At 48.7% G+C, this 23,591-nt stretch carries 19 protein-coding genes; 9 read left to right on the top strand and 10 right to left on the bottom strand.

What is annotated here, in order from left to right; genetic code table 11:
* Positions 1-4 precede the first annotated feature (4 nt).
* The 3 genes from DRJ53_RS00795 to DRJ53_RS00785 all read right to left on the bottom strand — a co-directional run bounded on the left by DRJ53_RS00795 (position 5) and on the right by DRJ53_RS00785 (position 4,136).
* Positions 5-1,159, bottom strand: a complete 1,155-nt coding sequence (locus DRJ53_RS00795; protein ID WP_114233684.1) for a zinc-dependent alcohol dehydrogenase — start codon at positions 1,157-1,159, stop codon at positions 5-7.
* A 235-nt stretch (positions 1,160-1,394) separates the two neighbouring features.
* Positions 1,395-3,077 (bottom strand): alpha-glucan family phosphorylase, encoded by a 1,683-nt coding sequence (gene glgP / locus DRJ53_RS00790; protein WP_114233683.1) that lies wholly within the window; start codon positions 3,075-3,077, stop codon positions 1,395-1,397.
* A 93-nt stretch (positions 3,078-3,170) separates the two neighbouring features.
* Positions 3,171-4,136: a hypothetical protein gene (locus tag DRJ53_RS00785; RefSeq protein ID WP_114233682.1), complete on the bottom strand. Its 966-nt coding sequence runs from the start codon at positions 4,134-4,136 to the stop codon at positions 3,171-3,173.
* A 217-nt stretch (positions 4,137-4,353) separates the two neighbouring features.
* On the opposite strand from DRJ53_RS00785, the gene DRJ53_RS00780 reads away from it, so the two are divergent.
* The 3 genes from DRJ53_RS00780 to DRJ53_RS00770 all read left to right on the top strand — a co-directional run bounded on the left by DRJ53_RS00780 (position 4,354) and on the right by DRJ53_RS00770 (position 7,199).
* Entirely contained in the window at positions 4,354-5,013 is a 660-nt protein-coding gene (locus DRJ53_RS00780; protein WP_114233681.1) for a metal-dependent transcriptional regulator, read from the top strand.
* On the top strand, positions 5,010-5,834 hold the full coding sequence (locus DRJ53_RS00775) for a ZIP family metal transporter (protein ID WP_206609700.1): 825 nt from the start codon (positions 5,010-5,012) through the stop codon (positions 5,832-5,834). Before DRJ53_RS00780 ends, DRJ53_RS00775 begins: the two co-directional genes overlap by 4 nt.
* 129 nt (positions 5,835-5,963) lie before the next feature.
* On the top strand, positions 5,964-7,199 hold the full coding sequence (locus tag DRJ53_RS00770) for an isocitrate dehydrogenase (NADP(+)) (protein WP_114233679.1): 1,236 nt from the start codon (positions 5,964-5,966) through the stop codon (positions 7,197-7,199).
* Positions 7,200-7,432: 233 nt separating this feature from the next.
* Here DRJ53_RS00770 and DRJ53_RS00765 read toward each other — a convergent pair whose 3' ends face one another.
* Positions 7,433-8,056, bottom strand: coding sequence for a response regulator transcription factor (locus DRJ53_RS00765; RefSeq protein ID WP_114233678.1), 624 nt, complete (start codon positions 8,054-8,056; stop codon positions 7,433-7,435).
* Positions 8,057-8,095: 39 nt separating this feature from the next.
* Positions 8,096-10,972, bottom strand: a complete 2,877-nt coding sequence (locus DRJ53_RS00760; protein ID WP_123893272.1) for a sensor histidine kinase — start codon at positions 10,970-10,972, stop codon at positions 8,096-8,098.
* A gap of 187 nt (positions 10,973-11,159) precedes the next feature.
* On the opposite strand from DRJ53_RS00760, the gene DRJ53_RS00755 reads away from it, so the two are divergent.
* Together DRJ53_RS00755 and DRJ53_RS00750 are read left to right on the top strand one after the other, a co-directional pair.
* Positions 11,160-11,996 (top strand): DUF2911 domain-containing protein, encoded by an 837-nt coding sequence (locus DRJ53_RS00755; RefSeq protein WP_114233676.1) that lies wholly within the window; start codon positions 11,160-11,162, stop codon positions 11,994-11,996.
* Between the two features lie 114 nt (positions 11,997-12,110).
* Entirely contained in the window at positions 12,111-12,344 is a 234-nt protein-coding gene (locus tag DRJ53_RS00750; protein WP_123893270.1) for a hypothetical protein, read from the top strand.
* Positions 12,345-12,650: 306 nt separating this feature from the next.
* Here the strand turns inward: DRJ53_RS00750 and DRJ53_RS00745 are convergent, their stop codons facing one another.
* From DRJ53_RS00745 to DRJ53_RS00735, 3 genes are all read right to left on the bottom strand, one after another.
* Entirely contained in the window at positions 12,651-13,712 is a 1,062-nt protein-coding gene (locus DRJ53_RS00745; RefSeq protein WP_241558406.1) for a TCR/Tet family MFS transporter, read from the bottom strand.
* A 62-nt stretch (positions 13,713-13,774) separates the two neighbouring features.
* Positions 13,775-14,119: an MmcQ/YjbR family DNA-binding protein gene (locus DRJ53_RS00740; RefSeq protein ID WP_114233674.1), complete on the bottom strand. Its 345-nt coding sequence runs from the start codon at positions 14,117-14,119 to the stop codon at positions 13,775-13,777.
* Between the two features lie 102 nt (positions 14,120-14,221).
* On the bottom strand, positions 14,222-15,784 hold the full coding sequence (locus tag DRJ53_RS00735) for a helicase HerA-like domain-containing protein (RefSeq protein WP_114233673.1): 1,563 nt from the start codon (positions 15,782-15,784) through the stop codon (positions 14,222-14,224).
* 232 nt (positions 15,785-16,016) lie between these two features.
* Here DRJ53_RS00735 and DRJ53_RS00730 point away from each other — a divergent pair, with 232 nt between their 5' ends.
* Complete coding sequence (locus DRJ53_RS00730) at positions 16,017-16,523, top strand: thermonuclease family protein (protein ID WP_114233672.1); 507 nt, start codon at positions 16,017-16,019, stop codon at positions 16,521-16,523.
* 98 nt (positions 16,524-16,621) lie between these two features.
* Here DRJ53_RS00730 and infC read toward each other — a convergent pair whose 3' ends face one another.
* Together infC and thrS are read right to left on the bottom strand one after the other, a co-directional pair.
* Positions 16,622-17,230, bottom strand: a complete 609-nt coding sequence (infC, locus tag DRJ53_RS00725; RefSeq protein ID WP_114233671.1) for a translation initiation factor IF-3 — start codon at positions 17,228-17,230, stop codon at positions 16,622-16,624.
* 162 nt (positions 17,231-17,392) lie between these two features.
* Positions 17,393-19,327 carry a threonine--tRNA ligase gene (gene thrS, locus DRJ53_RS00720; protein WP_114234397.1) on the bottom strand — a complete coding sequence of 645 codons (1,935 nt, stop codon included), beginning with the start codon at positions 19,325-19,327 and terminating at the stop codon, positions 17,393-17,395.
* Between the two features lie 93 nt (positions 19,328-19,420).
* Between thrS and DRJ53_RS00715 the strand changes: the two genes are divergently transcribed.
* The 3 genes from DRJ53_RS00715 to DRJ53_RS00705 all read left to right on the top strand — a co-directional run bounded on the left by DRJ53_RS00715 (position 19,421) and on the right by DRJ53_RS00705 (position 22,834).
* Positions 19,421-20,512 (top strand): hypothetical protein, encoded by a 1,092-nt coding sequence (locus DRJ53_RS00715; protein ID WP_114233670.1) that lies wholly within the window; start codon positions 19,421-19,423, stop codon positions 20,510-20,512.
* Between the two features lie 290 nt (positions 20,513-20,802).
* The gene (locus tag DRJ53_RS00710; RefSeq protein WP_114233669.1) at positions 20,803-21,597 is read left to right on the top strand and encodes a hypothetical protein; all 795 of its coding nucleotides are present in this window, start codon (positions 20,803-20,805) and stop codon (positions 21,595-21,597) included.
* 109 nt (positions 21,598-21,706) lie between these two features.
* Entirely contained in the window at positions 21,707-22,834 is a 1,128-nt protein-coding gene (locus tag DRJ53_RS00705) for a redoxin family protein (RefSeq protein WP_114233668.1), read from the top strand.
* Positions 22,835-23,591 lie beyond the last annotated feature (757 nt).

Raw genomic sequence — 23,591 nt, 5'->3', positions numbered from 1 at the left:
CATTTTACATTCTGGCAGAAGGAGGTATCAAAACAGGCTTCACGCAATTGTCCAGTTTATCCGAGAAAATGCGGTAGCCATCGGCAACATCTTCGAGTGGAATGCGGTGCGTGATTAAACCTTTCGGATCGAGCACACCGTTTTGCACATGCTCAATCAGCCGCGGCAGAAGCCTTTTTACCGACGCCTGATTGGCGCGAATGGTGAGCCCTTTATTGACCACGTTACCAATGGGCACCAAGTTATCGGTGGGGCCATATACACCCACTACGGAAATGATGCCGCCTTTTTTTACCGAATTAATAGCCCAGTGCAGCGCAGTGGCAGAACCCGCCTGCAGCAAGGTTTTGCGGCCGGTGATAGTCTGCAATGCATTGCCGGCCGCTTCGGCGCCAACCGCATCAATGCACACATCGGCGCCCAGCGCATCGGTTGTTTTTTTGGCAAAAAGCACCACATCGCCCAGCGACCGGAAGTTGTATGCTTCGCATTTGGCGTATTGCCGTGCAAACTCGAGTCGGTATTCCACATGGTCAATGATGATGACCCGGTGTGCACCAAACAGCCACGCACAGCGTGCAGCCATGATGCCTACAGGGCCAGCGCCAAATACCATCACGGTATCACCTTTTTGAATGCCCGCCATTTCCGCTGCCTGGTATCCTGTAGGCGTCACGTCAGTGAGCATTACTGCATCATCCACATCCATGCCTTCGGGAATAATGGTGGGGCCAACGTTGGCATAAGGCACCCGCACATACTCGGCCTGGCCGCCATCGTAGCCGCCGGCGGTGTGTGAGTAACCAAAAATGCCGCCCACCGCTGTTGCCTGCGGGTTAGATTCGTGGCAATTGCCAAACAACTCCTGCTGGCAAAAAACACAGGTGCCGCATGCAATATTGAACGGCACCAAAATATGGTCGCCAACTTTGAGTTTGGTTACATCGCCACCCACTTCTTCCACAATGCCGGTAAACTCGTGCCCAAACGTGGTGCCTACCCTGGTATCGGGCACGTTGCCGTTGTACAAGTGCAAATCCGATCCGCAAATGCAGGAACGCGTTACCCGCACAATCACATCCTGCGGGTGCAGTATTTCCGGCATCGGCTTTTGGCTAACGCGGACTCGCCTGGTGCCGCGGTAATTCATTGCTAGCATAATCCTACCTTTTTCTTTTAAGTCCGTAAAAAAATGGCCACCGGCTGTCTTAAGTCGTTATCAGGAATTATAAAATCTATTACCCGGCGGCTGGTTGAACAGATTAGGTTTAATATAAATTTCGTGCCGCCTGCAAACGCAGAGCTTTAATTATCAATACAATAGATGAGGTAGCTGCCACAAAAAAGCCCCTGCGCAATGCAGGGGCTTTTTCGTTTTAAAATAATATGTTCGATCAATAAGTGGCTTCCACGTTGTGGTACTCCTGGTACAACATCTCGTAGTACTCATTGGCCATGCGGTTGCTGTCAAATTGCAGCCACACATCGCGCATGCCGTTCTTTACAATCTGGCGCCAAGTGTCGCGGTCGTCGTAGTACAGCGGCAGCACTTCTTTTTGCAAAATGTCATACAACTGGTCCAGGTCGTACTGATCCTGCTCCTGCACACTCATTTGGTGGTAGTTTGCCGGAGGCACCACAAAACCGTTGTTGCCGTGGTGTACAAATTCCGGGATCCAGCCGTCGTTGGTCGAGAAATTCACCGCGCCGTTCATGGCTGCCGTCATGCCGCTGGTGCCGGATGCCTCACGTGGAACGCGGGGGTTATTCAGCCAGCAGTCGGCAGCTTGTTTCAGGCGTTTGCTCAGGCCCAGTTCGTATCCAATCATCACCGCCACGTTTTTATGGCGTTTGCTCAGGTGCACCAGGTGGTTGAACTCGGAAATAGCCGGGTAATCGAGCGGGTAAGGTTTACCAGCCCAAATAATCTGCACCGGGTATTTAGCATTAGTGAGCAGTGCTTCAAAACGCTTTTCATCTGTTGCAATCAGGCCTGCTCTTTTATAACCGGCAAAGCGGCGTGCCCAAACAATGGTAAATACATTCGGGTTGAAGATCTTGCCGGTCTGATCGGCAACAATTTCAAAGGCCCGTTTTTTCATCCATTTTTTGCGGTCGTCAAAAGCTACATCGTCGCCATCTTCCCGGAAACGATACAAGGCTTTGTCGGCCCAGTATTGCCAGTTTTGTGCGTTGGTGATGGAAAGAATGGGCGCAATATTGTCGTACTTGCTCCACATATCGCGGCTTACCTCACCGTGCAGTTGCGACACACCATTGGCAATGCGGGCAAACCGCAACGCCGCCAGTGAGTGGTTGAACTGGTCATCGGGCATGCCGGTGAGTTTGCGTACTTCGTCAACCGACAGGCCGCAGAAATAGCTCATTTTATGACACAGGTAAATGTCGTGTTTTTCGTTGCCGGCTTCCTCAGGCGTGTGGGTGGTAAACACCATACGCTTTTGCACTTCAGCCAGGTTGTTGTTGAACTTGCGGTACAGGTAAAAACCTGCTGAAACAGCATGTGCTTCGTTGAGGTGATATACATCCGGTGTAAAACCAATCTCGTCGAGCAGGCGTGCACCGCCCACACCCAGCAGGATAAACTGCGCCACCTTTGTTGCCACGTTGGCATCGTACAGGCGGTGGGTAATGGTTTGCGACACGTAATCGTTCTCCGGGATATCGGTCGTCATCAGGAACAGCGGCGCCGAATTAAAGGTTGTGGGCGGCAGGTACATAACCTTTACCCACACTGGGTGTTCGTGCACGGTGATCGAAAACTTGATACCGGTATCTTCCAAAAAGCTGTATTGCTTTTCCATCCAGGTAACCTGCAGGGTTTGGTCTTGGTTGCGTACCTGGTCGTAATAACCGTATTTCCAAAGAATGCCAATGCCTATCAGGTTTTGGCGCAATTCGTAAGCACTGCGCATGTGCGATCCGGCCAAAAAGCCGAGTCCGCCACTATAAATTTTGAGCGGCTGGTGCACCGCAAATTCCATTGAGAAATAAGCCACCTGGCGGCTGTAGCGATCATCAATAGGATAAGGAACCTTATATTTTCTGAAATCCATATGAACGGAGTTTAAAGAACAAATAAACGCAAATTTTGACGAAGCGTGTACCTGATACACAAATTATTTCGTCATACAACCTCATCATTTCAATCAGGCCGAAACCTTTTTTTGATCACCTGTTTTTTTCTTGGCTTCTTTCTTTCGGGGAAATTTTCCATCGAAAGAACATTCAATACCTCTTTTCGATCCGCAGCCTTCCTCTTCTTCCAAAGTCACGCCGGTTTTTGTAAATGTGAGGTTGAGCACACAGGGCTCACCAGGCTGGCGGAATATCGCGGTGGTGGGCGAAAGGATTTGCACATCGCCTTTTATTTCGCCGGTGCAAGCGCCACTTTTCTTTTCAATATGAATAAACACGGTGAGTAGGTCAGGCTTACGGCCATCCCTAACCGAAACCATGTTTTTCTTGTCCTGCTGGTAATCGCCGGCCCATTTATGGGTGCGGGCCAGTGTATCAATCGGGTTGATCAGTTCAATATCATCGGGGTGCAGCGGGTCAGTCATCACCAGATCAAACCGGCTGGTAGCAGCGGTGTAGGTAAATACATCCTTTCCTTCAGCCGGCACATCATCCTGCATGCGTTCGGTAATGGTGCGCAGCACCGACATATTTTTATCCAGCACCGACACCTGCACTGTTTTGCTGTTGTTATCGGGCACCAAAAAAGGCAACACCGCTTTAAACTGGTCGCCTTCGGCAACGGCCACGAGGGCAGCACGTTTGTTGCCGCCACTTGCTTTTACCAAAAAGAAAGTGCCTTTGCTGCCTTCAAACCTGGCCATGGGTGTGTAGCGCACCTTTGCTTTTGCGCCAAACAATTCAGCCCGCAGGCTGTCGGGCACCAGGCTCAAAAATTCGGGCAACCGGATTTGCGCCGTGTCTTTATTTTCCAACAAGGCTGTATCAGTTAATTGATAGGGCAAGCTTTCATTTTTAAACAAATCGCCAAAACCCGAATAGCCCTCTGCTTCTTCGGCGTCGCCGCCCGGAGCATTGCTGTTATTGCCGCAGGCGGCAAGGGAAAAAAGGAACAGGAAAAGTAAAATTCTGGCCATGGGCTTAATTGTGCCTAAAGTAAACTAAAAATGAGGAATTAGCAGGGCAATGGCATGCAGGCCAACAAAAACATGCCAGAGCGTTTCGGGCTTTGAAATAAGTTCCGGCTCAAACATGCTACTACTTTGCAGTTCCCTTTGTTTCATTTTAAAAAATGGCATGGAATTTATTTAGATGACTCGAAATAAATTTTTAGATTAGTCTAAATTTTTCGTCTTGTTTTCGCATACCGAAGAAAATTACCTCAAAACCATTTACCATCTGCAGCTGGATACTGGCACGGTAACCACCAACGCATTGGCGCAGCAGCTCAACACCAAGCCCGCTACCGTAACGGACATGATGAAAAAGCTGCACGCCAAAAACCTGTTGCATTACACGCCGTACTATGGCTTTTCGCTGAGCAATGAGGGCAAAAAAGCTGCGCTATTCATTGTGCGGCGCCATAGGTTGTGGGAAGCTTTTCTCGCAGAAAAGCTGGCGTTTTCACCGGAAGAAGTACACGAAATTGCCGAGGAACTGGAACATGTGCGCCACGCAAAACTGGTGGAACGGCTCGATGCGTTTTTGGGTTACCCGCAGTTCGATCCGCATGGCGACCCCATCCCCGACAAAAAAGGAAAGGTGCCCCAATCGCAGTTGACTAATCTGGGTGATTTGCCGATTGGTGCAGTGGCCGTTTTGCAAGCTGTGGCGCAACAGACGAAGCCGCTGCTGGCGCAGCTTTCGGCAAAAAAAATTGCCATTGGCAGCCAGCTTGAAGTGCGGAGCCGCTCCCCTTTTGACCAGATGCTGGAAATAAAAATCAATAATAAAATCATCTCCATTTCTGCTCAGTTGGCCAGCCACCTGCTGGTAAAAAAGCAACCATCATGAAAGCAATCGAAACATTTTTTGAAGGCATTGGTCCTGTATACGCCGCACTTTTGGCCACTACCTTTACCTGGCTCGTTACAGCCGCTGGCGCATCGCTGGTATTTTTCTTTAAAACGCTCAACCGCAGCGTGCTCGACCCCATGCTCGGGTTTACGGGTGGTGTAATGGTAGCGGCATCTTTTTGGTCGCTGCTGGCGCCATCAATTGAAATGTCGGAGCGATTGTACCCGGGCATGAGCTGGATGCCGGCGGCCGTTGGCTTTTTCCTGGGCGCCGCATTTTTATACATGCTTGATAAACTAACGCCGCACCTGCACATCAATTTTGGCGCTGAGGAAACCGAGGGTATGAAAACACAGTGGCATCGCACTACCCTGCTGGTGCTGGCCATTACACTGCACAACATCCCCGAAGGTTTGGCGGTTGGTGTGTTGTTTGGCGCTGCCGCCAACGGCATGCCCGAGGCCAGCATTGCCGGTGCCATAGCACTGGCGCTGGGTATCGGCATCCAGAATTTTCCGGAAGGCATTGCCGTGGCCATGCCGCTGCGCCGCCATGGCGTAAGCCGGTTAAAAAGTTTTTGGTATGGCCAGCTTTCTGCTTTTGTAGAACCCTTTGCCGGCGTAGTGGGGGCTATTGCTGTAATTTACATGCAACCCATTTTACCATTCGCATTGGCCTTTGCCGCCGGCGCCATGATCTATGTGGTGGTGGAAGAAGTGATACCGGAAACGCAGCGGGATAAATACACAGACCGGTCGGTGATTGGGTTTATGATGGGTTTTCTCATCATGATGATCTTGGACGTTTCACTTGGTTAGCATTTACTTTTTTACAAAAAATGAAGTGCAATTGTGTAGTTTGATCAACTTGTTGCAGGCTTTGCCGCTTTGACGCAAACATTTTATATAATGTCTTAGTTTTGGCCCCGCAATAAAACGCTTCCCAACATGACCCAAAAAATCAAAGTGGCCAATCCGGTGGTAGAACTGGATGGCGATGAAATGACCCGCATCATCTGGAAATTCATTAAGGACAAGCTGATCCTCCCCTATATTGACGTTGATATTAAATACTACGATTTAGGCATTGAGTACCGCGATCAAACCAACGACCAGGTAACTGTGGATGCCGCCAATGCCATCCGCCAGTACGGTGTGGGCATCAAATGCGCCACCATTACGCCTGACGAAGACCGCGTGAAGGAATTTAGCCTGAAGCAAATGTGGAAAAGCCCCAATGGCACCATCCGCAACATTCTTGATGGTACCGTGTTTCGTGAGCCAATCGTAATCAACAACATTCCACGCCTGGTAACTACATGGGACCGCCCCATCGTCGTAGGCCGCCACGCTTTTGGCGACCAGTACCGCGCTACTGACTTTGTAGTAAAAGGTAAAGGCAAACTCACCATCACTTTCCAGGGTGACGACGGCACCAAGCAGGAATACGAAGTGTACAACTATAGCGGTGAAGGCGGTGTGGCCCTGGCCATGTACAACACCGACGAAAGCATCCGCGGATTTGCCCGCAGCTGTATGAACATGGCGCTGCAAAAAGGCTGGCCGCTGTACATGAGCACCAAAAACACCATCCTGAAAAAATATGATGGCCGCTTCAAGGACATTTTCCAGGAAGTGTTTGATGCCGAGTTTACGCAGAAATTTAAAGACGCAGGTATTACCTACGAGCACCGCCTGATCGACGACATGGTAGCTTCGGCCATGAAATGGAACGGTGGTTTTGTATGGGCTTGTAAAAACTACGACGGCGACGTGCAGAGCGATTCAGTAGCACAAGGCTTTGGCTCGCTGGGCCTGATGACCTCGGTGCTGGTAACGCCTGATGGACAAACGATGGAAGCCGAAGCGGCACACGGCACGGTTACCCGCCACTACCGCGAACACCAGAAAGGCAACCCCACCTCTACCAACCCCATTGCTTCCATTTTTGCATGGACCAGGGGTTTGGCTTTCCGCGGCAAGCTGGATAACAACCAGGAGCTGATTGATTTTTGTAATACGTTGGAAGCTGTTTGTATTGAAACAGTGGAAAGCGGCAAAATGACCAAGGACCTGGCGCTGACCATCAAGCCCGGAAAGGTGCAACATGGTACAGATTTCTTGTATACAGAAGAATTTCTGGACGCAATTGACGAAAACCTTAAAAAGAAGATGGGTCAATAAATAGTCAGAACATCCAACAAAAAACCCGGCGTACTGCCGGGTTTTTTGTTGGATGCAAACCATTCATTATTTGATATTTAGGTAAAAAATATCCCATAAATATGGGATAACCTGGGATGCAAACCCACCGTACCTTTGCCTTGTAAACAACCAAAACTAACTGCATTCTCTCTTTCACGTAACAAAACTGCCTACTTCCACAGAAGCAGGCTTTTTTATTTTATGCCCGTCACCTAGCGAAAGCGTGCTGCGATTTCAGACCGGGAGTTTACTTTCAGCTTCACGTATATTTTTTTAATATGAGAAAATACCGTGTCGAGTGAAATAAAACATCGGGCGGCAATGTCTTTGTAAGACAGGCCTTCGATGAGCAGGTTCAGAATTTCTGTTTCCCTTTTAGTGAGGTTATAGTCGTTGGTAGATGGCCGCTGTGGCGCCTGTTTCGAAAAGTAGTTTAAAATCTTGCGGGCAATCTGGCCATTCATGATGCTTTCACCCTGGTGAATGGAGCGGATCGCATCAATAATTTTTTCAGGCGGGTCTTTTTTCAACAAGTATCCGAGTGCTCCTGCCTTCACAGATTGAAAGATTTTTTCTTCGTCTTCAAAAACGGTGAGCATCAGGATGTTGGCTTCGCTGTAAACATCCTTAATGAGGCGGATGCCTTCAATGCCCGATGTTACCGGCAGGTCAATATCAAGGATCACCACGTCGGGCTGTGTACGTAATACCACTGACTGAATATCGGTCAGCCGGTCGCTGATGTGCACAATATCAAAATCGGGCACTTTGGAAATAAACAGCTGCAGCGCTTTTCGATAGGCCGCATTATCCTCAATCATCACCAGTTTGATCATACACTTGTTTTTAATTTGGCCCACACATGGCCTGTTTGCCTAAGATACTTTAACCGGCACCATCACCCGCACCGAAGTGCCGGGAACGTTATTTTCCTGAAAATAGATAAATGCTTTCATGCTCCTGGTGCGGCTCACGAGGTTTTCCATGCCGTGGCGTTGCGTGGGCTGATGTTGCAGGTCAATCCCCACGCCGTTATCAGCAACCACCATGGAAATATGCCCGTTGTTCCACTCCAACTTTATCTGGCAATGCGTGGCGCTGGAATGTTTCACTACGTTGTTCACCAGTTCCTTAAAAATAAGGTACAAGTTGCGCTTGGTAACGAGTGGCAACTCCTGCACAAACAGCGATTCGTTTACTTCAAAACTGCAGCCAATACCTGCGCCTTTCAACAGCGGCTCGGCAAACGACCGCATCCGCGACACCAATTGCACCACCGTATCGTTCTTTGGGTTGATGCTCCACACAAGGTCATCGAGTTTGCCAATTACCTCGCGGGTATTTTCCTGGATCAGGTCCAGGTACTCTTTATGATCGCCATCCTTGCGGGCCATGGCCGAGTAAATATTGATGCTGCTGATGGTGGAACCGATTTCATCGTGGAGATCCTTGGAGATAGTCCGCCGCACCTGCTCAACCTTGAGTACTTGCCGGATGCGATATCGATATACACCATAAAACATGAGTGCCAGCAGGCCGATGCTGCTCAGGTAAAAAGCGATGGTACGCCACCATGGCTTTTCAATGGTGAATTTAAAGGTTGCTGGTGTGCCTTCCTGTGAGCCACCCACTACCGCAATGGCTTCAAATGTGTACGAACCGGGATTCAGCGACGAAAAACGAACAATTCGTTCACCTTCCTGCGTCACAAACCATTGCTCTTCGCCTTCGCCACCCACAAGCCGGTATTTAAAGTAAACAGTATTGGACGGGCTGTAGTAAGGGATGGATAAATTAAACTGAATATTGTTTTGGTTATGACTGAGTGTTGTTGAAGTGAGGGCTATTTCATCGTTGCGGCCAATTTGCATTGCCTGCAAATATGTTTTCAAAACTTTGAATGCAGGCGCCGGTTGCAACAGTACTTTGTACAAACCATTGTTGGTAGAGAGCAAAGCCGTATCGCCAACCACGGCCACATCATGGACATTAGCGCCGGACTCCTGTGGCAACTCAACCCCGTGCACCAATGCTTCCGAGTCAAGGTCAAGCAGCTGAATGGCTTTATCCTGAAATACCCATAAGTACTTGTCTGTTTTTTTCATCCGCACAATACTGTTGGAAAACAATCCTTCGTCTGCAGCAATGAATTTGTGCTCTGTTTTCTTTTTTACAATCAGGCCGGCGTTCAAAGTACCGATAAAGAGTTTGTCGCCATGGGCGATCATTGAATTCGCATACACCTTTTCACTATCCACCATCAACGGCTTAGGCGCTTCGCCTCCCAACTGGAAAACACCCGTCATAAACGAAACATACAAATCCGAATCACCAAGAAGAGCCAATGTTCGAACCCTATGCTGGTACAAATAAATTTTGTCGGGAACATTCCCATTTTCATTGTACGAACGAAAAGCGTTATTCCAACCGTTTAAATCAACCACTTCAATGGCTGAATTGGTTCCAAACATGCCATCCGGCGGCATTAAGAACAACCCTGCAGAAGATGCTGCGATTGAATAGTTCTTTTTTAAGGCTGCAGCTTTGATAATTGCGTTAGAAAAGGGATTAGCGCTAATGCCTTCCCTATTCATCAGGTAAGAAAGCGATGAAGTACCGATTAGTAAATTGCTGTCTCTTTGCTGCGAGATATATGTCACAGATCCGATGCCTTTTGCAAACGACTTATCCCAAACCAGCTTTTGTTTTGAGAAGTCGTACAGGAATAATCGGGAGTCGTCGGTGCCCATCAACATGTTGCCCTGCCAGCCATGCATCGCAGTCACTTTTCCGCCGCTTTTTAAAAACGGAATATCGATCTTTGAAATACTGGCAGTTGCCGGCTCAACCAACAAGCCCTGCCCAAGTGTGCTTACCCATCTATTGCCTTGAAAGTCAGTTACTACATCACTGATATTGTAACCGCCGTATGGCTGAAGTTTTGCGTTTGGCGTTATAGCAACACTTTGATCTTTTGCATTAATCCATAACACTTTGCCATCCGGCGTTGTGGAATTTATATAGCCATGTACCTTCATGGTACTGGCAAGCACAACATCATTGCCCTTAATTAACAGTTTGGCAAGCACGCCTGTTGGGTTAATGATCAAATAGGCCGTGTCGTTGAATGAGGTGGGCTGCAATGTGTAGGTTTCACCGCTTTCCAACAGTGGAACTTCATCTTCCCGTTGAACAGTTTGCAAACCCTTTTTCTTACTATATATAAACCAAAGGCTTTTGCCACTTGCCAGCACATTTTCGCCCACCGCAGAAAGCGACAATGTCCCTCCGACCTTCTCAAAATCAGTTTTTACATACCGCCCTTTCAACGTTCGTGTATCGCACACAAATAATCCAAACCTGCTGGTTACCACCAGTTCATCGTTGCACAAAACCATCCGTGGAAAATAGTTTTCTGCTTCGTTTTGGTAAGCGTCCAGCAAAAAAATCTGGTCGTTTTCAATATAGAAGATCTGGCCGGTGAAGTTATGGAACCAAATCCTGCCAAAGCGATCCTCAACCAGATCCGTTATGCTCAGTGAAGACCGCCTCGGATGCGCAAAATGCGTAAAGGAAACGCCATCATAACGGCTGATGCCCATATCATGGCCTACCCACAAAAAGCCTTTTCGATCAACTAATAAATCAAAAATCTCCTTCGTCGGTAGTCCCTTGATTTCAGTCAGGCCGTTTTGCCCCCAACTTAGGCAGCAAACTTGCAGCAATAAAACTAAAAACAGGGCTCTGCGCATATCGGTTGCAAATTTATGGGCTAGATGCGGCGATGGTTTCAAATTCCGCCCGAACCCCACAATCTGCCCGCCAAACAAACCCTTCAGGCGGCAAAGGCGATAGTTTTTAAAAAACGCCTAAACCTATATTAAAACGCCTTTTACTACGGTGCGTTCTGTTACTTTTGCGCATTAAAACATCCATTTTATGTTGAAAAAGCTTGCTTTTTTTAGTGCATTTTCCTGCCTGATGATTGCCGCCGACGCACAGCAGCTGCGTACACCTGCACCCAGCACCTCCCAAACCATCAAACAAGAGTTGGGCATCGGCTCGGTAGAACTCTCCTACTCACGTCCCAATGCCCGCAGCCGCAAAGTATTTGGCGACTTGGTTCCATACAACGCCGTTTGGCGCACCGGTGCCAACAATGCTACCACGCTTACTTTTAGCGACGAAGTGGTGGTAAACGGCACTAAAATTCCTGCCGGCAAATATGGTCTGCTGAGCATCCCTACACCGAAAGAATGGGAACTGATCATCACCAAGCAAACCGACGTAACCTCGCCGGCTGCGTATAAGAAAGAGTCGGACGTGGTGCGGGTAAAAGTGCCGGTGAAAAGCACTGCCGGCCCGGTTGAAACATTTACGATCCAGTTTGCCAATGTAAAACCCGCTTCGGCTGACCTGCAGATTTCTTGGGAAAATTCAATGGTGACTCTGCCGATCACAATGGATGTGGACAGCAAGGTAATGGCGCAGATCAATACCGCCATGACTGGTGAAAAGCCGCCCTATTTCCAGGCTGCCATGTATTATATGGAAACCGGCCGCGACATGAAGCAAGCCATCCAATGGTTTGACAAAGCCGCTGAGCAAAACCCCGAAGCATTCTGGATTCACCACCAGCGTGCCGCCGCACTGGCAAAAGCCGGCCGTAAAGAAGATGCCCGCAAAGCTGCCAACACTTCTATTGAACTGGCCCGCAAAGCCCAGAACATGGATTATGTGCGCCTGAACGAAAACCTGTTGAACACTTTGAAATAAGTTTAAGTAAATGCTCACTGTAAAAATGGCCGGCAATTTTGCCGGCCATTTTTTATTCGTTCATTTCCGCTGCCCTATGGCACAGGATTTAAAGCATTTTCCTAAACTATGATCATGGACAAAGAGAAACAAGAATTTCACCGCAACATGCCCGCAGATGAAGGCCGCCGCAACGATCCGGACCGCAGGGAAGAATCGGGGCAACAACCCGGCGCATCGACGTACAGCAGCTCGGATACAGACGGACATAATCAAAACCTGACCCGCACTGCATCGGACGGTTTTAGTGAAGAGCCCTTTGGCGAAAACGCCGACGCCGCATTTGACGAAACCGGCGATGAAAAGTAGCGGAAGTAACGTTTTGGTAATGCAGGCTTAACGGCCGCTTCACGTTTACCGTGTTACTTAGTGCATCTTTTGTAGACACCTGTTTTCCAGCCGCCTTTTCCAGGGTGGCTTTTTTATTTGCAAAAACGACTCAGGCTGCCATCGGCTTTCTTTTTAAAAAGGCATAAGCCAACAGTGTACTGCTCAACATCAGTACGGCGGCAAATAAGAAAGGCGCACCTGAAAAATGGATGGGTGCCCCGGGTTTAGTAAAATATGCAAACAGGTTGGTCATCATGGGCGGTCCCACGATGGATGTAGCGCTGATCAGCGAAGTAAGCGCACCTTGAGCTCGCCCTGTCCATTGGGCGGCACATGCCCCGAAATAATAGCCTGAAGCGCCGGGCCTGCTATGCCACCCAAACAGTACGGCACCATAAATGCAAACAGCATCCAGCTTTGCGAAGCAAAAGCAAACAATACCAGCCCGATGGTGTACATGGCCAGGCCCACAAATACGCTGCGGTCGTTGCCCAGCCTTGGTTGCACAAAGCGGATCAACCCACCTTGCACCAGCGCAATGAGCAAACCAAAAGCGCCCAGCGAAATGCCGATCAGGCGTTCCGTCCAGCCAAATTTTTCAATGGTAAAAAAGGTCCAGTTGCTTTGAATGGCATGGCCCGCGATATAGATTAAAATAAGCGAACCGATCAGTCCACTAATGCCTGGGTATTTTTTCAGGTGCATCAGCGAACCCAAGGGGTTGGCCCGGCGCCATTCAAAAGGCCGGCGTTGGTCTTTAGGCAGCGACTCGGGTAAAATAAAAAATCCATAAAGGGCATTGAGCAAACAAAGCGCAGCAGCCACCAAAAACGGCACCCGTGTACCGTAGGAACCCAACAGCCCGCCCACCACTGGCCCGATGATAAAACCAAGCCCGAATGCAGCACCGATGAGGCCAAAGTTCTGCGCCCTGTTTTGCGGCGTGCTAATATCGGCAATGTATACGGATGCTGTGGTGAAGGAAGCACCAGTAATGCCCGCCACCAGCCTGCCTACAAACAACCATGCAATGGTGGGTGCAAACGCCACAAAAAGATAATCAACACCAAAACCCAGCAGCGAAGCCAACAGGATGGGCCTGCGGCCGTATTTGTCGCTCAGGTTGCCCAGCACCGGCGCAAAAATAAACTGCATGATGGCGTACGCAAACGTAAGCCAGCCGCCCCATTGCGACGAAGCGCTGACATCGCCGCCGGTAAGTTCCTCAATCAGTTTAGGAATGACGGGTATGATGAGGCCCAGGCCGGTAACATCAATAAGCAGGGTAAAAAAGATAAAACGCAGGGCCGCTTTGCTGTTGGTTTTTGCGTCCATAGTGAGGCGCAAAGGTGCTGTATTTTGGCAGCATGCGCAACTGTTGCACAATCTTCATTTTGCAGCAAATGATATCAAATGCCCAATTCTGCTTTTTGCTTTTTAGTGAGTTTTGCAGCAACCAGATGATAACTTTCTGCAACTAATTTTTTGATCTCATCTAGTGAAAAGTTTTGGGGTTGCTGCAATAAAATCCAGCTTGCACGGGCCAGGTATGGCGCAGGCTGCACGCCGGGTCGGGCACACCATTCGTCAAAATTTTCGGGCGGCACTTTTAAAGAAAATTGTAGCGGGTGATCCATGCCGGCAATGCAATACATTTTTGCGCCAATGGTAAACACCAAATCGTTGCCCCATTTGATCGATTCTTCGGTGTGGCGCAATTGCAGGCAAATGCTGCGCAGATCTTCAATATCCATCCGGTAAATTCAAAAAGAGGTGATCAAACAAACAGCAGTCATTTATTTAAAAATGAAAATGATTCAATCTATTTCTTGTAAAAATATTTTTCACATCGCCCATCAAAAGAAGCCCTTTTTACGACGACTGCCGCCAAAGCCCAATACACCCAGCAGTGTGCGGGTGATCATGGTGGCTGCGGTGCGGCCTGCACTTTTTACCATCGGGTTGTCCATCCAACTTTCTTCTTTTGGTGCCCGCTTTGCAGTTGTTTTTTCTGCTTTTGCGGCAGCTTCCAGCTCCTCAATTTCCGCTGCACGTTTTTGTGCCGCTTCCAACTTGCGGTTCAGTATTTCATAGGCACTTTCCGAATCTACTTCAGCGTTGTATTTCGCAGCAATTTTTGACTGCTGTACCTGCTGGGTCACTTCGAAATCGGTGAGCACATCCATGCGGCTGCGCGGCGGCACCAGCATGGTATGCACCAGCGGCGTGGGAATGCCTTTTTCATTGAGCAGCGTTACAAATGCTTCACCAATACCGAGCTGTGTCAGGAGTTCGTCGGTTTTGTAAAAACTGGTTTCGGGATAGTTTTCTGCAGCCTGCTTGATCACCTTGCGATCGGCTGCTGTAAAAGCCCGCAGTGCATGCTGCACTTTCATGCCCAACTGGCCCAGTACGGATGCCGGAATATCCATCGGATTTTGCGTACAGAAAAATATACCGATGCCTTTGGAGCGGATTAATTTAATTACCGTTTCAATCTGGTCAAGCAACACCTCGGATGCTTCATTAAAAATGAGGTGTGCTTCATCGATGAACAAGATCAATTTGGGTTGATCCATATCGCCTTCTTCCGGTGCCGAAGCGTAGAGTTCGGCCAGCAACTGCAGCATAAACGTGGAAAACATTTTTGGCCGGTCCTGCAACTCGGTTACCCGCAAAATGGAAATAATGCCGCGGCCATCCGGGGCAATGCGCATCAGGTCGTCCACATCAAAACTTCGTTCGCCAAAAAATGCGTCGGCGCCCTGCTGCTGCAGTTCAATCACTTTGCGCAAAATGGTGCCGGTGGATGTAGTGGAAATTTTACCGTATTGCTTTTCCAGTTCTTCCTTGCCTTCGCTGCTGGCAAACTGCAGCACCCGCACAAAATCTTTCAGGTCGAGCAGTGGCAAACTATTGTCATCGCAGTATTTAAATATGAGGGCCACGATGCCGCCCTGTGTATCGTTGAGTCCTAAAATTTTGGACAGCAACACCGGGCCAAACTCACTAACGGTGGCCCGCAACCGAACACCGGGTTTGTTGTTGCTTAGCGTAAGCAATTCGACAGGATACGCTTGTGGCGTATAGTTAATACCCAATGCAGCGGCCCGTTCTGCGGCTCTGGAGCCGGCAACGCCCGGCGCAGCAATGCCGCTCAGGTCGCCTTTGATATCGAGCAGCAACACCGGCACGGATGCATCCGAAAGGCCTTCTGCAATGACCTGCAATGTTTTTGTTTTACCCGTACCCGTCGCTCCAGCAATCAGCCCGTGCCGGTTCATGGTTTTGAGCGGCACATACACCGGCGTGTTGGCCTCCGGCACACCATCAAGCATGGCTTGTCCCAATAAAATTTTTGGCCCCGAAAACTGGTATCCTTTATTGATGGCGGCTGCAAATTGCTCCTGCTGACTCATACGGCTGATTTGGATTTAAGGTACGCAAGAATAGCACAAAAAAGACAATCGGCTTTTTGCTTTTCAGCAATATCGATGGGTTATTTGTTGACTCGTTTTTTGGACTTAAATGCAACTAATGTTAAACACACATGAATGATTCATTGCGTACGGCAATATTGATTTACTTACAAAATGCGAATCAGCCACGACCACTAAATAATACCTGAATTGGTATGCCTAATTTTACAACATGGTGTTTACCGGTAGCAAAAAATGGAGTTGGGTATTTGGCGCACTGATGCTGCTGTTGGGTTGTCAAAACGCTGACCAGCGGGAGGTACAAACCAGCGCCACATCGGGGCATGTGGTGCGGCTGGCCGATGGCGATACGTTTACATTGTTAGTCGCGGGAAACAAGCAACTGAAAGTGCGGTTATACGGCATTGATGCACCGGAGCGGGCACAGGATTTCGGTAATGTTTCGCGCAGCAAAATGCAGGAACTGACCACGGGCCACACCATATCCATTGAAGTTAAAGATACCGACCGGTACGGCCGTACAGTAGGCATTGCCCACCGCGAGGATGGCTTGAACCTGAATGAAGAAATGCTCCGCAGCGGGTTGGCCTGGCACTATAAAGCATTTGACAAAAACAAGAAATGGGACCAGCTGGAGCAGGAAGCCCGCAACAAGAAACTGGGATTATGGTCGCGACCTAACCCAACGCCGCCATGGCAATGGCGCAAAGCCAATTAAAACAGAACAACAAAACCCGCAGCATGAAACACACTGCGGGTTTTTTATTGAGCTTGTAGCAACGCAATGCTGCTACAAATTATAAGCTATCATTTGCTTTAAGCCTGGGGCGCTGCCTTTTCTTTTCCTTCGGGCTTTTTCTTGGCCTTAGGAGTAAAGATGGCCAACATGCGTTTGCCTTCCAGTTTGGGCATGCTTTCCAGCGTACCAAATTCGGCCAGGCGCTCCGCAAACTTCAGGAGCAACAGTTCGCCACGGTCTTTAAACATGATGGCGCGGCCTTTAAACTGCACGTATGCTTTTACCTTGTTGCCTTCTTTCAAAAAGCTTTCGGCGTGCTTTGCCTTGAAGTCGAAGTCGTGGTCATCGGTGTTGGGCGTAAAGCGGATTTCCTTCATTTCTGAAGTTTTCGCTTTGGCCTTCATTTCCTTTTCCTTCTTCTTCTTATCGTATAAAAACTTGTTGTAGTCGATGATCTTACACACCGGAGGGTCGGCCTGTGGAGAGATCTCCACCAGATCAAGTTCCTGTGCCTGCGCCATGCGCATGGCCTCTTGTGTGGGATAAACACCCACGGTTACATTGTCGCCCACCAGGCGCACCTGTGGTACGCGGATGTGGTGGTTAATGCGGTGCTCCGCTTCTCTGCGGATAGGGCCCCGACCGCGGAACCCGCCTTTGTTGACGCCTCTGTTAGGTAATGCCATAATGTTTGTTTACCGCGCCGCCGCCGGCAGCCAGCGGAATGGGTAACAGTTCTTTTTTTTGTTATTGTTCTGCCGAAAATAAAGAAAGTCAAAAGTAAAAACTAATAAGTCACAAAAAGGATCGGTCTTTTTTCAGCTTTTTACTTTCGACTTTCCCTTATATCAAGGTTTACTGCGTTCCGAAATTTCCGCTTTCAGATTTTCGATAAATACCGCCGCATCTTCTGTGCCCATATCGCCTTTGCCCTGGCGGCGGATGGCCACTTTGCCTTCGGCCTGTTCCTTTTCGCCAATCACCAGCATGTACGGCACTTTCATCAGCTCAGTGTCGCGGATCTTTTTACCGATCTTTTCGTTGCGTTCATCAATTTCCGCACGAATATCCCATTTTTTCAGTTGGGCCAACAGTGATTTAGCATAATCCATGAACTTGTCGGAAATAGGCAAAATCTTCACCTGCAGCGGCGCCAGCCATGCGGGGAATTTACCGGCAAAATGTTCCAGCAAAAAGCCAATGAAGCGTTCGTGGGTACCCAAAGGTGCCCGGTGAATGATCAGCGGTGTTTCTGCTTCGTTATTGTGGTTGGTAAATTCCAGCTTGAAGCGGCGGCCCTGTGCAAAATCTACCTGGTTGGTAGCCAGGGTAAATTCGCGGCCAATGGCGCTCCATATTTGTACGTCAATTTTCGGACCGTAGAAGGCGCCTTCGTCCGGCACTTCCACAAACGGGGTCCCGGTTTCTTTGAGCACTTCCCGCACCATGTTTTCGGTTTCAATCCACAGCTCCGGCTCGTCGATGTATTTCTGTCCCAGTTTCGAAGGCTCGTGCAGCGACAGGCGCATCACGTATTTTTCAATACCGAATATTTTAAAATACTTCAGGTACATGTCGTTCACCGCACGAAACTCCTGTGCAAACTGCTCCTTGGTGCAATAGATATGCGCGTCGTTCATGTGCAGGCACCGTACCCGCATCAGGCCAAACAGCTCACCGCTTTGCTCGTACCTATAGCAGGTTCCGTACTCGGCCAGGCGCAGCGGCAGGTCTTTGTAGCTTTTGGGTTCGGCTGCAAAGATCTTGTGGTGGTGCGGGCAGTTCATTGCCTTCAGGTAGTATTTGGTTCCGTCCAGTTCCATGGGCGGGTACATACTATCCTGGTAATAAGGCAGGTGACCGCTGGTGAGGTACATGCTTTCCTTGGCAATATGCGGTGTTACCACACGCTTGTAGCCTGCATCCTGCTCAGTTTCTTTTGCCAGCTTTTCCAGCTCCTCGATAATGATGGTCCCATTGGGCAGCCACAGCGGCAGGCCCTGGCCTACGTCATCATCAAAAGTGAAGATGCTTAACTCTTTGCCCAGCTTGCGGTGGTCGCGTTTCTTTGCTTCCTCCAGCATTTGCAGGTATTCGTCGAGCTGTTTTTGTGCAGGGAAAGTAACACCGTAAATACGGGTCAGCATTTTGTTTTGCTCATTGCCTTTCCAATAAGCACCGGCAATATTGGTAAGCTTGATGGCTTTGATAAAACCCGTATGTGGAATATGCGGGCCGCGGCACAGATCGGTAAAACCGCCCTGCGTATAAAAAGTGATCTCCCCATCCTGCAGGTTTTGCAGCAGGTCCAGTTTGTACTCGTCGCCTTTTTCTTCGAAATAAGCCACGGCTTCGGCTTTGGCAATGGGCTTGCGGATGTATGGGTTGCTTTGTTTCGCTAACTCATTCATCCGTTTTTCAATAGCCTTCAGGTCATCTTCATGCATCTGCCTGCCGCCCAGGTCCACATCGTAGTAAAACCCGTTTTCAACAGGCGGGCCCACCCAGAATTTTACCCCGGGAAATTGTTCTTCGATGGCTTCGGCCATGAGGTGCGCCGACGAATGCCAAAATGTATTTTGACCGCCCTTATCATCCCAGGTCAGCAGCTTGAGTGCAGCATCCTGCTCAATGGGCCGCGTGGCATCCCACACTTCGCCATTTACCTCGGCTGCCAAAACCTTTCGCGCCAATCCTTCCGAAATTGACTTGGCCACATCTAAAGCAGTAACGCCTGCTTCGTATTGCCGTACGGCTCCATCCGGAAATGTTATTTGAATCATGTTGTTTTGTTGCATAATAGCGGTGCGAATTTAACAAAGCCTTGCCACATTGCACCAATCGGCTCATCTTTGAATCCCTAATTTCACCCGGTTATGAAGTTTGGTGTCGTAAGATTGTTGTTGTTTTTCTTTTTAGTGGCGGGCGGAAGCCTGCATGCACAGAACCTTTCCGGCATTTGGCGGGGTTATTTTGTTTCGGAAGGTTTTGACCAGTACAAGTTTGAAATCCAGATCAAGCAAAACCCGCAGCGGGCAGTGACGGGTGTTTCATACTCTTACCTTACTACTATTTTTTATGGAAAAGCCACGCTTACCGGCACATACAGCCCGGCTACCAAAAAGTTTGTGCTGCAGGAAATAAAGACGGTGGAACTGCGCATGTCCGAAGCGTCGGTGGCCTGTATCATGAAATGTATTCTGGAATACAGCCGCTCGGGCAACGAAGAATTTTTGGAAGGTACCTACACCAGCAAGTACGAAAAAACAAGCAAGGAAGAAGGCGCGGTGAAAGGCGCAGGCTGTGGTGGCGGAACCGTGTACCTGCGAAAAGTAACAACGTCGGATTTTTATGTAGAACCTTTTTTACGCACCAACCCGGCCATCGACAAACCGAATATTGCTGCTAAACCAAAGACTACCACGCCAACAAAACCGGCAACGACCAAGCCGGCAACAAAGCCGCCAGTAGCTAAGAAACCAACTACCCAACCCAAGCCAGCGCCTACGCCTAAACGCGATACCTTTAGCCGCACGGTGCAGCCACCGGTGGCTAAACAGGAACAACCCAAAGTGGCCACACCACCGGCTCCGAAGTTTACACCGCCGCCTGCTACCCGCAATCGTACTAACGACCTCGTACAAACGCTAACGGTGAAGGAACAGGAAATTACCGTTAGGTTGTACGACAACGGCGAAATTGACGACGATACCATTTCGGTTTACCTGGATAATAAATTAGTGCTGTCGCAAAAGCGCCTCACTGCAGCGCCACTGACCATTAATTTAAAAATGGATCCGCAAAACCCCGATCATGTGCTGGTGCTGGTGGCCGAAAACCTGGGCCGCATACCTCCGAACACCTCGTTGATGGTGGTGCAGGACGGTGACCGTCGCTACCAGGTGCGCATCACATCCACCGAGCAAAAAAATGCGATGGTGCGGTTTAGGTATGAAGGAAGAGATTAGGAATTTCGGATTGACGATTTTGGATTTCGGATTTACGAGATCAGCTCAAGTAGATTAATATTATCTAAATAATTAAAAAGCGTGTACCGGTTGGTCTACACGCTTTGTTCATTTTACAAGAACAAAATCATCAAATGGGTATTTTTGCTACACTTGGGCACACCAACCGGCAACGGCGTCTTTGGACATCGGACTTCCGACTTCCGACTCCAAACTTCCGACTTCCGACTCCACCCTACCGCTCATAAAATTTTTACCGCCAACCAGCTGAAAAAATTTAGATTGCCCGGGTGCTTAAACATGCTCCACTCCTGCTGCTCACCCTGTTGCTATTTGTTGTGCCCAAGGCGCAGGAATTGGGCGGCATCTGGAAAGGCACCATGACACAGGCACCGGGCGGATGTTTCCCCGAGTATCACCTGGAACTGCAGATTAAAATTGTGGGTGAAAAAGTAACCGGCGTTTGCTACCATTATTCCGACACCCGCAACTATGTAAAAAAGGCTTTTGAAGGTGTGTACCATCCCCGCACCAAAAGCATCACGGTTCACGAGCAGGCCATTCTTGCTTTTCACATCCCGGAAGATTGCACGCCCTGCGTAAAAACATATGACCTTTGGTATGCGCCCAATAACGGCGAAACCCTTAGCGGCGACTGGACCGGCCGGGTGCTCAATACTGGCGCCGCTTGTCAGCCAGGCCACATCACCCTCAGCCGGCAAGTAGAGTCGGCGTTTGAAGGGATACAGGAAATTGGCGTGGACACCGGCAACATCAGGCTGGATTTTTATGACAACGGCGAAATTGACGACGACAGCATTTCAGTGTTGGTCAATAACAAGACCGTATTGAGCCACGAAAAGCTGGGCCTGAAGCCGCTGACACTCAACATCCGGATGGAGCCGACAAAAGAGATCCAGGAAGTGGTGATGAAAGCCGAAAATCTGGGATCGATTCCACCTAATACTGCCCTGCTGATTGTAACTACAAGTTTTGCCCGGTACAAATTGTTTTTAAAAAGCACCACGCAACGAAGTGCGTCCGTCCGCTTTTTTTATGAACCGGAAAAGCCGAAGACTTTTTAGCTGCGTTTATTTTATATAAAAGCTCGAACGTTCGTTTTTTGCCTTCGGTTTCTTGAACTGGTCTTTTTGGTAAAAAATTCCCGAACTTAAACGTGCTAATTGTTGCCATATGAACAGAAAACAATTCTTGTTGCTGCTGCTCTGTGCGTCCACAACCTTCGCTGCATTTTCAATGCCGGGCGACCAACCCAAGACGCTGGCCATTGGCAGCAGTGCACCGCAGTTTTCACTGAAAGGAACCGACGGCAAAACCTACACCCTGCAGTCGTTTAAAGGAGCGAAAATCCTGGCGCTGGTTTTTACCTGCAACCACTGTCCTACCGCACAGGCATACGAAGACCGGCTGATTCAACTAACCAAAGATTATGCTGCAAAAGGTGTCGCAATAGTTGCCATTTCACCCAACGATCCCAAAGCCGTTCGGTTGGACGAGCTGGGCTATTCAGACCTGAACGATTCCTACGCCGAAATGAAAATAAGGGCAAAGGAAAAAAGCTTCAATTTTCCCTACCTCTACGATGGCGATACGCAGGCAATGAGCTTGGCCTATGGGCCGGTGGCCACGCCGCATGTGTTTATTTTTGATGCCGACCGAAAGCTGCGCTACCAGGGCCGCATCGACGACGTAGAAAACCCGGCCAAAAAGCCTAATACCCACGATGCCCGCAATGCACTGGATGCACTGCTGCAGGGTTCGGCAGTGCCGGTGGCGGCCACCAAGGTTTTTGGCTGCTCCGTAAAATGGGCTGAAAAAGAAGAAGGCAATAAAAAAGCCATGGAGCAATGGATGAAGGAACCGGTGGCGCTGGAAAGCATTGATGAAGCCGGCGTAAAAGAACTTTTGGAAAATAAGGGCGACAAACTGCGCCTTATTAATGTATGGGCAACCTGGTGCGGACCTTGTGTGATCGAGTTTCCTGATTTTGTGGCCATCAACCGCATGTACCGCGGCCGTGATTTTGAATTCATATCAGTTTCGGCCGACAGCCCCGAGAAGCGAGACAAAGCCCTTAAGTTTTTAAAAGAAAAAGGCGCTTCCAACAAAAACTACATTTTCAACCAAGACGATAAATACAAACTCATCGAAGCCATCGACCCGCAATGGGGCGGCGCACTGCCGTACACCATTTTGGTGGAGCCGGGCGGAAAGATTGTGTACCGAAAACAAGCGACCATCAACCCACAGGCTTTGAAGAAAATGATCGTAGATCACCAATTGATTGGGCGGGTTTATTGATGAGATAAAAACAGTGAATTTTCTTAAGATTTACAGCCATTTATTTAAAACAATTTTGCAAAGCATTTTACCGATAATCCAAAATTTCGGTTGTGCGTTACCGGGAATTACTGTTTTTCTCAGCACTGATCCATTTTAAAAGCCAGTTCGATATAATTGAAAAAAAATTATGCAACCGATTGCACAAGTCGATTTTAATTCACTACATTTATATTGCCTTTTGCTCAATTCCAAAGACCCTCATTGATTGCGCCTGCCCGTTTCCTGTTGAGCACTAAAAAATGATTGTTGTTGCTATTGACTCGAATGCCAAAAAATTAAGTGGCGTGTACGGCTTACACAAAGCCTGATGCCCAAATATGTTGTTTAAACAGCAACATATGGACCGCAGTTCCAGTCGCCAGCGCAGCGTCATTGATCCATTTAAGTAAACAATTCTGAAAATGCTTATACGCCATTGATAAATGGGCATTATGCATCATTTGTTGATGCTTATAGAACGAATGTTTACACCTTTGGAAATTTTGTCAACTAATAAATACATTCGCTTGCTTGCTTAAGGTCAACTAGATACACGATTGCTGATTTACATTTTGCTGCCATGCAACCAAACCACAGTGTTTAAAAAACCCACACTCCTTTTTGAACACCTATAAACTTTTTAGCGCTCACTTCTATTTCTCAAAACAAAACCACAGGATTATGCGATCTTGCTTACCCTTTTGGATCGATTCGCTTTTTCGGGTGCCCAGGCACC

Origin of the sequence: Paracnuella aquatica, assembly GCF_003332885.2 — a bacterium.
Taxonomy (GTDB): domain Bacteria; phylum Bacteroidota; class Bacteroidia; order Chitinophagales; family Chitinophagaceae; genus Flavisolibacter; species Flavisolibacter aquaticus.
This window is presented reverse-complemented; position numbering and strand designations above follow the sequence as displayed.